General features: G+C 34.6%; 10 protein-coding genes. 1 reads left to right on the forward strand and 9 read right to left on the reverse strand.

Annotated features, from left to right (window positions below):
• Positions 1-39 precede the first annotated feature (39 nt).
• From proC to ACFPTQ_RS03775, 9 genes are all read right to left on the reverse strand, one after another.
• Entirely contained in the window at positions 40-819 is a 780-nt protein-coding gene (gene proC / locus ACFPTQ_RS03735; protein WP_278034371.1) for a pyrroline-5-carboxylate reductase, read from the reverse strand.
• Between the two features lie 53 nt (positions 820-872).
• Entirely contained in the window at positions 873-2,225 is a 1,353-nt protein-coding gene (mgtE, locus tag ACFPTQ_RS03740) for a magnesium transporter (protein ID WP_379774036.1), read from the reverse strand.
• The gene (rsmA, locus tag ACFPTQ_RS03745) at positions 2,215-2,994 is read right to left on the reverse strand and encodes a 16S rRNA (adenine(1518)-N(6)/adenine(1519)-N(6))-dimethyltransferase RsmA (protein WP_379774038.1); all 780 of its coding nucleotides are present in this window, start codon (positions 2,992-2,994) and stop codon (positions 2,215-2,217) included. Before rsmA ends, mgtE begins: the two co-directional genes overlap by 11 nt.
• 133 nt (positions 2,995-3,127) lie before the next feature.
• Positions 3,128-3,439 carry a DUF4286 family protein gene (locus tag ACFPTQ_RS03750; protein ID WP_055094966.1) on the reverse strand — a complete coding sequence of 104 codons (312 nt, stop codon included), beginning with the start codon at positions 3,437-3,439 and terminating at the stop codon, positions 3,128-3,130.
• A 49-nt stretch (positions 3,440-3,488) separates the two neighbouring features.
• A complete protein-coding gene (locus ACFPTQ_RS03755; RefSeq protein ID WP_379774041.1) occupies positions 3,489-5,297 on the reverse strand; it encodes a tetratricopeptide repeat protein in 1,809 nt (602 codons plus the stop codon).
• A 131-nt stretch (positions 5,298-5,428) separates the two neighbouring features.
• Complete coding sequence (gene serS, locus ACFPTQ_RS03760; RefSeq protein WP_379774043.1) at positions 5,429-6,700, reverse strand: serine--tRNA ligase; 1,272 nt, start codon at positions 6,698-6,700, stop codon at positions 5,429-5,431.
• 191 nt (positions 6,701-6,891) lie between these two features.
• Entirely contained in the window at positions 6,892-8,283 is a 1,392-nt protein-coding gene (locus ACFPTQ_RS03765; protein WP_379774045.1) for a sensor histidine kinase, read from the reverse strand.
• A 104-nt stretch (positions 8,284-8,387) separates the two neighbouring features.
• Entirely contained in the window at positions 8,388-8,927 is a 540-nt protein-coding gene (locus tag ACFPTQ_RS03770; protein WP_379774047.1) for a DMP19 family protein, read from the reverse strand.
• 195 nt (positions 8,928-9,122) lie between these two features.
• A complete protein-coding gene (locus ACFPTQ_RS03775; RefSeq protein ID WP_379774049.1) occupies positions 9,123-9,773 on the reverse strand; it encodes a hypothetical protein in 651 nt (216 codons plus the stop codon).
• 271 nt (positions 9,774-10,044) lie between these two features.
• Here ACFPTQ_RS03775 and metG point away from each other — a divergent pair, with 271 nt between their 5' ends.
• Positions 10,045-12,108, forward strand: a complete 2,064-nt coding sequence (metG, locus tag ACFPTQ_RS03780; protein WP_379774052.1) for a methionine--tRNA ligase — start codon at positions 10,045-10,047, stop codon at positions 12,106-12,108.
• Positions 12,109-12,194 lie beyond the last annotated feature (86 nt).

The raw sequence follows: 12,194 nt of genomic DNA on the forward strand, positions 1-12,194 counted from the left end.
CTCATTTTTTTTTGGGAGGCCTTTTTTTAAACTAAAATTTTAAAGATCTTTAATTTTCTTAACGGCTGCTTTAATTCCGCGGATGATAGACGAACTGAAGCCATGTGATTCCATTTCGCTCAATCCTGTAATTGTGCAACCTTGTGGTGTAGTTACACGGTCAATTAATTGTTCCGGGTGCATTTGTTCTTCCATTACCATTTCGGCAGCTCCTTTTACAGTTTGTGCTGAAATTGCTAATGCTGTTTTCCAGTCAAAACCTATTTCGATTCCTGCCTGCATAGAAGCTCTAATATAACGCAAGGCAAAAGCGGTTCCACTAGCAGCTAAAACTGTGGCAGCATCCATTAATTTTTCGTCAATAACAGGTGCTGTTCCAAGTGATTCAAAAATGGTAACTAGTTTTTGTCCTTCGGCTGCATGTTTTTCATCAAAGGCAATACAGGTTGCTGATGCTGCATATTGAGCCGCAATATTAGGCATAATACGAACTGCTTGATGGTTTGGTCCAATTTTCTTCTGCAAAGCTTCAGTTGATAATCCTGTTACAGCCGAAGCAATCGTTTTATTAGATATCACCGGAAGGATTTCTTTTAAAACCGTTTCCACCTGATAAGGTTTTATCGTTAAGATGATAACATCAGCCTCCTGGATGTTGTGTTTGTTGTCGGTAGTAACCGTAACGCCTAATTTTTCTAAATAAAGGATGCTAGCGGTATTTCTTCTTGTAACTGTAATTTGGTGTTCACTAGTCGTTTTTGCCATTCCTAATGCAATGGCCGAACCTAGATTACCTCCTCCTATTATGTGTACTTTCATTTTCTAAAATTTATGAATTCGATATTAAAAAGTGATTTTGGTATTGTAAATATTTAAAATCCTAAAATCAATTTTGCAATTGAAAAATAGATTAAGATTCCGCAAATGTCATTACTCGTTGTGATAAATGGACCTGTTGCGAGAGCAGGGTCAATTCCAAATTTATCCAGTAATAATGGTACAAATGTACCGATTAAAGATGCAATTATAATTACTGAAATCAAGGCAGTACAAATTACAAATCCAATGATTACAGGTTCGTTTAAAATAAGATAACTTCCAACAAATAATATAAATGCTAATATGGAACCACTTAACAAACTTTGTGAAATTTCTTTTATCAATCTATTAAATAGGGATCCGCTCAAAGTATCATTGGCTAAACCCTGAACGATAATAGCTGAGGATTGTACACCAACATTCCCTGCCATTGCAGCAATTAAGGGTGTAAAAAAGAATAATTTACCGTGCTCGGCCATAGCGCCTTCAAACAATCCCAGTACCCTTACGGTTATGAATCCTCCTAAAAGTGCTAAAACTAACCAAGGTAATCGTGCTTTAGTCAATTCAAGAATGCTATCATCGGCTTCTACGTCTTGAGAGATACCCGCTGCTAATTGGTAATCTTTATCAGCTTCTTCACGGATTACGTCAATAATATCATCAATGGTAATTCGGCCCACTAATCGACCCATGGCATCAATTACTGGAATAGCCTCCAAGTCGTATTTTTGCATGATTCTTGCTACTTCCACATCTTCGGCATCAACACTTACAGAGGTAACGTTTTTGATGTAAATTTCGGAGATTTGTGCTTTTGTGGATGTGGTTAATAAATCTTTGAGTGATAATCGTCCTTTTAATCGATTTTGATCATCAACTACATATATAGAATGTACTCTAGAAACATTTTCTGCTTGAGCACGCATTTCTTTAACACAGGTTAGTACGTTCCAGTTTTCATTGACTTTTACTAACTCTTTCCCCATCAAACCCCCTGCGGTATCTTCATCATAACGCAATAAGTCGATGATGTCTTTAGCGTGTTCTAAGTCTTCTAATTCTGAGATTACCTCTTCTTTTTTGGATTGGGAAAGCTCGGCAATGATATCAGCGGCATCATCGGTGTCGAGCTCGTCTAATTCCTCTGCAATTTCTTTGGCCGAAAGGCGACTCAAGATATTTTCACGTAAATCATCTTCTAATTCTAGAAGAATTTCTGCTGTTTTTTCGGAATCTAGAACTTTAAAAATATAGGTGGCTTCATCAAAATCAAGCTCGTCTAAAATCTCGGCAATATCAGCATGGTGCATGTCATTCAGTAAGGATTCTAATTCCTTGTCCTGATGATTTGCAATGTGCTGTTTGAGTTCGAGAATTAAGTCTTTGCTGATTTTAAATTCCATCGGCTTCTATTTTTTGAGTAAGTTCGATAAATTGTGCAACGTCCAATTGTTCCGGACGGAGGTCAAAGATACTATCTTCTCTTAAATTATCCGATAAATCGAGTGTTTTTAAACTGTTACGTAAGGTTTTGCGTCGTTGTTGAAAAGCAGTTTTTACCACTGTAAAGAATAATTTTTCGCCACATGGTAAGCTATAATCTTCTTTTCTACGCATTCGCATTACTCCTGATTTTACTTTTGGAGGTGGGTTAAATACGTTTTCATCAACTGTAAAAAGATATTCGGTATCGTAAAAAGCTTGGGCTAATACCGATAAAATTCCGTAAGCCTTGCTGCCTTTTTTTTCGCAAATGCGTTCGGCTACTTCTTTTTGAAACATACCTGAAAATTCAGGAATTTGCGCTTTGAATTCTAATACTCTAAAAACGATTTGGGTAGAAATGTTATAAGGGAAGTTTCCTATGATAGCAAATGGTTTGTTGCTAAAAACTTCGTTGATATTGTATTTTAGAAAATCCTGAGAAATAATTTTGCCGTGTAATTTTGGATAATGTGCATTTAAATAATCCACCGATTCCGTATCAATTTCAATTACATAGGTAGTAATGGGTTTGTCCAAAAGGTATTTGGTTAGAACACCCATTCCTGGCCCTATTTCCAGTACGTCTTCATATCCTTGTAAACTTAATGTGTCGGCAATAGCTGCAGCGATACTTTCGTCTTTTAAGAAATGTTGTCCGAGGTGTTTTTTTGCTTTTACTTTATCCATTTTATGCTGAATTTATTTCAGTAATTTTTTGTTGCGAGGCACGAAGCAATCTCACTATTTTAAATTATTATGCCACGAAGGCGCAAAGACACTAAGTGTTTTTTAACTGTGAACATGTAATTGAAAACCAGAATTAGTGTTCCGAAATCAACTGTAATTCAGTTTTAAATGTCAGCATTTTTTCTCCAAAAAGTTTTTGACCTTCAGCCTGAAATACAGCCTCATTTTCCTGGTAGAATTTTTCTAAGGTTGCTAAACTATCGGTTGTAAATTGAGCTGAGTAAGTCACTCCGCCCATTTCTTCTTCTACTAAAACACGAACTAATTTGGCATTTGTAAATTTTCCAGTTGCTAACATTTCAGGGATGTGTTTGTGTTGCATCCAAATCATCCATTGGTCGTGAACACTTTCGTGAATATTTGTAGTAACGTTGTATATAATCATTTGTTGGTTTATTTGGTTAACCGAATCAACGACTAACCGATTAACATTTTTATAAATTTTTGTCTCCTCTTAACTCTCTAAATCGCTTTCGGGCTTCTACAAAGTAGATACTGTCCTGATGATTAAAGATAATTTTTTCAAACAGCGACTTGGCTTTTTCAGCATCGTTTATTTTTTTACTGTAAATTTCTCCCGAAAAAAAGAGCGCTTCGTCTACATAAATTCCATCGCTATGATGGTCTATAATCGCTTGATATTGGCTTAAAGCCAAATTGTATTCGCCGGTTTTTTCATAAAGTTGGCCCAGTCGCAATTGGGTTACAGCTTCGATTTGCTTCGCCTGTTCCGGCATAACCCTCGAGTCTTGCCCTTTGAAATTTTTTAAAATCAATTGAAACTGCGTAATGGCTTCTTGATTTCTGTTTTGATAGATTAAATAATCGCCTTTGGCAAATTCCTTTAAGGCTGTTTGTGTCGAATCGGCAACGGTGTTGTCATTAATCAATAAAAAATACTCCAAGGCATCATTGGCAATCAGCTGTGTATTTGCGGCTTTTAATTCTTTAAATTGTTTTAGTGCCCAAGGAAAATCGCCTTTAAAATAGCTCGTTTTAGCGGCTTTCAAACTGGCTTCATGCGCTACTGCATCGTTTTTTAAATCGGTTTCAATTTGTGAATAATATAATAAAGCTTGATTGAATTTTTCTTCGAAAAGGAAAATGTCGGCCAATTTCATTTTAGCTTGCGCTACTTCGTACTTGTTTAATTGCAATTCCAAAGCTCTTTTGATGATGTCCTTTCCTTGCTCTGGTTTCTTTAAATTAAAGGTTACAAAGTTAGCTTGAACGAGCTGCAAAGATAGGGTAAAAGGGCTTATTTCAAATTCTTTGAGTAGGGCTTCTATTTCGGTGTTAATAGTCGCGTATTCTTTTTCAGTAGCTTTTTTGATTTTTAAGTTAATTAAGTAACTATGAGCTTGAACTAGTAAATCTAAATCTTTGGTGTTTAAAATAACAAAATCTAAAATCTCTTTGGCTACTTCTTGATCATCTTCTTCAATGGCTAAATTGGCCAGATTTAATATCGACGAGAGTGATTCGGGATTACGTTTGTAAATAGCTTTTTCTTGAATAAAGGCTTTTCCAAATTCTTTTTGTTGGACATAAAACCAACTCAAATACCGATTCCAAAACAAATCCTGATTCTTTTGAACTTTTAGGATTAAAGCTTTTCTAAGAGCGTCACTAAAGGAATTATCAGCTTCTTCGGTTATAAATCGTGAAAATTGATTTTGAATTACAATTGAATTTTGAGGATTTGTATAGGCTTCTTCTAAAAATGTAGTAATCATTTTGTCAAAATCACCCAGTTGACCATAGAGTAATCCTTGTTGGTAATTAAAATTAAAATTAGGTTGGATTTCAGTAGCTGTTTGGTAGGCTTTTAAGGCGTATTCTAATTGTACTTTTTTTTCAAAAGCATTGGCTATGCCGTATACTTCATTGGGGTTTTTACGAATCCGATCAATCGCTTGTTCGTAATAGATTTTGGCTTTTTCGTCGTTTTTTTGCAATTGAAAGTTATAACCTAATTCGACTAAAAGGCTAGTTAAATTGTATTTAGTCAATCGGTTTTGGATGGCTTTTTCAGCGATGTCAAATTGTTTTAATTGCTGATAACAATCAATTGTTCTTAGAAAATATTGATTGTTTTGAGGAATATTAGCAAGTAATTCTTCAAAACTTACTTTGGCTTTTTCAAAATCTCCTTTGTCGTAATAATACTGTGCTAATTGTTCGTTTTGACCAATAGCAAACAGCGAGAATAACAAATTGATATAAAGAAAGAGCTTTTTCATAACCAGATAAGGTTTGAAATTAAATTTGAAAAATTTCTTTTTTCTTTAAACCATTAAGAAATTAAGTTTATTAAGCTTAATGTTCCTTAACTTCTTAATGGTTATTAAGAATTAATTCTGTTCAAACAGAATTAATTGATGATATCAAATCCGCAGTAAGGACGTAAAACTTCTGGGATTACAATTCCTTCTGGAGTCTGGTAATTTTCAATGATGCCTGCTAATACACGTGGTAAAGCCAATGAACTTCCATTTAGGGTGTGAGCCAGATGGTTTTTCCCCTCTTTGTCTTTAAAACGCAATTTCAAACGATTAGCTTGGAATGTTTCAAAGTTAGAAACGGATGAAATTTCTAGCCAACGGTCTTGAGCGGTTGAGAATACTTCGAAATCATAAGTTAAGGCTGAAGTGAATCCCATGTCGCCACCACAAAGGCGTAAAATACGGTAAGGTAATTTCAATTCGTTCAAGATTTCTTTTACGTGTTCGACCATTCCGTCTAATGCTTCATAAGACTTTTCAGGGTGCTCGATACGGACAATTTCTACCTTGTCAAATTGATGCAAACGGTTTAATCCTCTTACGTGTGCTCCATAAGAACCTGCTTCACGACGGAAACATGGCGTGTAAGCCGTTGTTAAGATAGGCAATTCACTTTCGTTTAAAATCACATCTCTGAACAAGTTAGTTACCGGTACTTCAGCCGTAGGGATTAAATATAAATTGTCAACACCTGCATGATACATTTGTCCTTCTTTATCTGGTAATTGTCCCGTTCCATAACCTGAAGCTTCGTTTACTAAATGCGGTACTTGCACTTCGTTATAACCTGCAGCAGTATTTTTGTCTAAGAAATAATTGATTAAGGCACGTTGTAAACGAGCACCTTTTCCTTTGTAAACTGGGAAGCCAGCTCCAGTGATTTTATTTCCTAATTCGAAATCGATGATATCGTATTTTTTTACCAATTCCCAGTGTGGTTGTGCTCCTTCGTGTAAAACTGGGATTTCACCTGCTTGAAACACATTTAGGTTGTCATCGGCTGATTTTCCTTCAGGAACAATGTTAGCTGGTAAATTAGGTAATGTGTATAGTTTTTCGGTTAGTTCGGCAGCGATTGTATCAGCCGCTTCTGCTAATTGTTTGCTTCGTTCTTTGTTGCTTACTGTTTTTTCTTTTAATAGAGCAGCTTTAGCTTTTTCTCCCGCTTTCATTAGCTCTCCTATGTCTTTGGACAATTTATTAGATTCAGCTAGGATGTTGTCTAATTCTACTTGCGTAGCACGACGACGCTCATCAAGTTCTACTACTTCTTCCACCACTGTTTTGGCATCCAGATTTCTTTTGGCCAAAGCTTGGATTACTTTTTCTTGATTCTCTCTAATAAATGCAATTTGTAACATAGTTGGATTTTTATAACTATAAATTTTTAATAACGGTAGCAAATTTAAGGAAATGTTTCATAGAAACGTGACAAAGTTTACTTTGAGAAGTAACAATTGTGTAAAAAAACATCTGTATTCTTCGCAATACGAGATTTGAAGTTTTGTAAATGGAATTGCTACTAATTGTTTTGATCGAAAAAGAAAAACAATTAGTCGTGATCTGGGATGCTGAAAACAAAGCTACTTCCTTCACCTAGTTTACTGTTGACCCAAATTTCACCTCCATGCTTTTCTACGAAATCTTTACAAAGCATCAGTCCTAAACCTGTTCCGGATTCATTATTGGTTCCTAAAGTGGTTTCTTTTTGATTGGTGGTAAATAAGTTTCCAATTTTATCTGTAGCAATACCCGTTCCATTATCTTCAACAATAAATAGTGTTTGATTGTGTTCTTTTTTTGAGGAAATCAATACTTTACCATTGTTGTTGGTAAATTTTAGGGCATTTGCAATTAGATTTCTAAAAATGGTTTCGAGCATATTTGTGTCGGCAAAAAGATATAGGTCTTTTTCAATTTCAGATTGGATCGTTATGTTTTTACTCTTAGCAACATTGCTCAATAAATGAATGCTTTTATCTATTATGCTGCTTGCTTCTATCTTTTTGGGATTAAATCCTAGACTACCTGTTTGTGATTGTGCCCAGGTAAGAAGATTGTCTAGTAAGGAAAAAGTGTTTTTTGAAGATTGATGGATCAGTTCAATGAATTTGTTTGTTTCTTCACTATCCAGATTGTTGTCCTTTTCTAATAAAAGTTCGGATAAACCAATTATTCCGTTGAATGGTCCTTTTAAATCATGTGCTATGATGGAGAAAAATTGATTTTGATCGTCTAATAATTTTTTTACTTGTCTTTCTTTTTCTTCTTGTAATAAAAGTAAATAGCCTACACCGCTAATATTCATCATTATAAAAATGATTAAAAAGATGATTTTTTGTGTAGCATCTACAGAATATAGGCTAGTTGTAGTATTAAACAATGGGTAGATGATTCTGAAAATAATTACTAGCAATAGGATACCGTAATTAAAACCAAGAATTCTTTTGAATAAACCACCATTGATTTCTGTTAAGAATCGCCAAGTAGGGATAATAGTGATTAGTAAAATGTTTAAAGAAGCTACCGAAACTCTAATATTACTTGGTGCTTCTAGAGCAACTGTTGTATAAAAGGCTACTAAGTTTACAATAAATAAAACCAATTGTGTATGAAATGCTTTTTTAGTTTGGTTTTTTACAATCATCAACATGGCAATTGATTCCAAATAATAACCAGCAAAAACTAAGGTATTTGTGATGATGAATTTGAAAGCATCGAATGAGGTTATATCTTTTCTAAGAAAAAAAGCTAGCCATGCCAGTGCTAAAAATGTTTTTGATAATCCAAAAATCAATAATTTTTTTCTGGATTCTTTATTATCAAGGGTGTAACGAAAAGTGAAAACTAGAATGGCTAAAGTGAAATTACCCCAAAATAATAAACCCATCGTATTGCGAATATCCAATACAAATAATTTCGTAAATTGATTTAGTAATTCCATATGTTAACTACTATTCCCTTTAAATTTAAAGAATATTGTACATACAAAAATAAATTTATTTTGATAGTATTCTAGTAAATAAGTAGTTAATTTGATGTTTTAGGTTAGTTTCTTTTAATTTCTCGGTCTAAATAATCTTCCAAAAGTTCAAAAATGGCATCTACAGCCAGAATTTGAGTATCAGGATGATTTTTTAAAAAAGCAGCATTTAGTTCCACGATATTTTCGTCAATTTCAAAAAAGCGATTATCGTTAAGCGTATCTCTTATTGGGTTTACACCTACTAATTTTCCTTTGAGGAATTTAGCCAATTTTACACTACTCATCAATCTTACTTTTTTAGCTTGTTGCTGGAATAGTTCCAAATGCTTTTGAGCTCCAATGATTTCTAAACCTTCTTCTATTAATTCGTTCAATTCTTTGTTCCATCCTGAGTTGTACACAAACTGTGCAAAATTACCTTGAGTGTATTGAGCTACGTAATAATCCAGATAATAGCTCATTAAGGCGTCGGCGTGAATGTCTTCATCGTCTATTTTTTCTTCACGCATCAGGTTTACAATCGAAATGTTAGAGTTGATTACATCTTGAGGATTTTCACTGTTGGCTGCGCTTTCTGAGATTAAGATACTTCCGAATTCCATGAGTTAAGATTTAAATGGACTGCAAATTTCGATTTTTTGCAACAGATTACACGAGTTTAAATCGGTTTATTTCGATCAAGTTGTAATTTTTTTTAAAATCCACTTATCTTTTACAGATTCAAGCAGGTAATTATTAAAGTCTGCCTAAATGTGCAAAATCCAAATTCCTATTTGTTGACTGTATCTGGTAAGGTTTTAATTTAATAGCTTGATTAGAATGTAGATTGGAAGCGAAATCAGTCCAATGTAAAATATTTTCTTACCATGAGCTCTATCTTGGTCTGTATATGAATTGACTGTTTCGCCATTGGGTAGGTTTTTTTTCGAAGTCCATAAGGAATATCCAATGATAATACCAAGAAACCCGCCAAGCAAGGCAAAAGTATATCCAGCAATTATCCAAGGTTTTTGGTTATTTTCTGGTTCGGCTAATGTTTCTATGCGTTGTTTTTTCAATGCATTGAGTAAATCGATATCAATTGATTTGCCTCTTTTAGTTAAAATGTTTTGCGCTAATTTATAATCAAATTCGCTCCATTCATCTGATTTAAGTAACACCTCATACAGTTCTTCGTCGGTAAAATCAAATAAATAATGGTCGTCTTCTACTTGATTAATTACGTTTTCTACTTCTTTTTCAAGAATTAATTCTGCTTTTTCAAAATCCTCAATAAGAATTTTTATTTCATATTCATTTAATAGCGTAGTGCCTGATAACGAGGGATCAATAGGAGGAATGTTATCTGTGAGTTGAGTAGTAATGTTGTTTTGTTGTAATAAATTCTCTAATCCTTTAGCTTGAAGAATCGTTGGATATTTTCTAAATACGGAATACTTCTCTGTCATATGATTAATTTTTGCAAATATAAAAAATAATCTTACAGTTTTATTGTGATGTTATTTCTTTTGTAAGAAATTGTTATTTTATTTCGTCGATAATTATTTAGGCTTATGATGGAATTCGAATCTTGATTAAAAAAACAGTTTTGTTTTTAATCCATTATTTTCAGAAAATATGTGGCTTTAGGCCAATGTGCCTTTTAGTCAGGACAGCTCCAAATAAAATCCGATGATTTTCAATTGGATTCCTTATTTTTGCGCTCAATAAAATTGAATTATGTTACAAAATCCAGAAAGATATACGATTACAGCGGCTTTGCCATATACTAACGGGCCTATTCATATTGGGCATTTAGCGGGGGTTTATGTTCCTGCTGATATTTATTCGCGTTATTTGCGTTTGCAAAATCGTGATGTTTTGTTTGTGTGCGGAAGCGACGAACACGGAGTTGCGATTTCGATGAAAGCCAAAAAAGAAGGGATTACACCTCAGGAAGTAATTGATAAATACGACGGAATTATCCGTAAATCATTCGCTGATTTTGGAATTGCATTCGATAATTATTCGAGAACTTCATTGCCTATTCACCATGAAACGGCTTCGGATTTCTTTAAAAAATTATACGATAACGGTGACTTTATCGAAGAAGTAACGGAGCAATTGTATGATGCTAAGGCGAATCAGTTTTTGGCAGACCGTTTTGTTACAGGAACTTGCCCGAAATGTGGAAACGAAGAAGCTTACGGCGATCAATGTGAAAAATGTGGTTCGACTTTGAACGCTACCGATTTGATTAATCCAAAATCGACTATTACTGGAGAAACTCCGGTTTTGAAATCAACTAAACACTGGTTTTTACCTTTGGATAGATACGATGCTTTCCTGAGAGAATGGATATTAGAAGGTCATAAAAACGACTGGAAACCGAATGTTTACGGACAAGTAAAATCATGGATTGACGGAGGTTTAGAACCACGTGCCGTAACCCGTGATTTGGACTGGGGAATTGATGTTCCTGTAGAAGGTGCCGAAGGAAAGAAATTGTATGTGTGGTTTGATGCGCCTATCGGTTATATTTCATCTACTAAAGAATGGGCAGCGAAAGAAGGAAAAGACTGGGAGCCTTATTGGAAAAATGAAAATACGAAGTTGGTTCACTTTATTGGAAAAGATAATATAGTTTTCCACTGTGTGATTTTCCCAGCGATGTTGAAAGCAGAAGGCAGTTACATTTTACCAGATAACGTACCTGCAAATGAGTTCTTAAACTTAGAAGGAAACAAATTGTCGACTTCTAAAAACTGGGCGGTTTGGTTACACGAATATTTGGAAGAATTCCCAGAGCAACAAGATGTATTGCGTTATGCTTTGACTTCGAATGCGCCGGAAACTAAAGACAACGACTTTACCTGGAAAGATTTCCAAGCTAGAAATAATAACGAGTTGGTTGCCATTTTTGGTAACTTCATCAACCGTGTGGTGGTGTTAACTAATAAATACTACAACGGAATTGTTCCAACTCCAAACGAATTGACAGAGGTAGACGAGCAGACTTTAACAGAATTACAGGCTTATCCGGCTGTAATTGCAAGTTCGTTGGAAAGATACCGTTTTAGAGAGGCTTTAGGCGAAATGATGAATGCGGCTCGTTTAGGAAATAAATATTTGGCAGACGAAGAGCCTTGGAAAATGATTAAAGAGAATCCGGAGCGTGTGCAAACTCAAATGTATGTGGCTTTGCAGATTGCTGCTGCTTTGAGTTCGCTTTGTGAACCTTTCTTGCCATTTACTGCGGCTAAATTGAAACGTATTTTAAATTTAGGTGAATTAAAAATCGATTGGAATACAATTACTGATACAGCAGATGTAATGCCAGCCGGTCACCAAATTGGACAAGCAGAATTACTTTTTGCAAAAATAGAAGACGAAGCAATACAAAAACAAATAGATAAATTGGAAGCAACTAAAACAGCTAATTTGGCTGAAAACAAAAAAGCTGAGCCTCAGAAAGATTTAATTCAGTTTGAAGATTTTGCTAAAATGGATTTACGTGTTGGAACTATTTTAGAAGCGGAAAAAATGCCAAAAGCAAACAAACTATTGGTTTTAAAAGTAGATACCGGAATTGATGTTCGTACTATTGTTTCTGGAATTGCCGAGAGTTTCAAACCAGAAGATATCATTGGGAAACGAGTTACTGTTTTAGTGAACTTAGCACCTAGATCTTTACGTGGTGTAGAAAGTCAGGGAATGATTTTGATGACCAATAATGCCGAAGGTAAATTGGTTTTCGTGAATCCGGATGCTGACGGAGTAGGGAATGGAGAGACAATCAACTAAAATATTACCGCAAATTCGCAAATTATTTTTAAAGCGTGAATCAGTTAAAAAAATAATTGATTTCACGCTTTAATGTATTAAGATGA

The organism is Flavobacterium sp. GCM10022190 (assembly GCF_042656445.1).
Lineage (GTDB): Bacteria > Bacteroidota > Bacteroidia > Flavobacteriales > Flavobacteriaceae > Flavobacterium > Flavobacterium nitratireducens.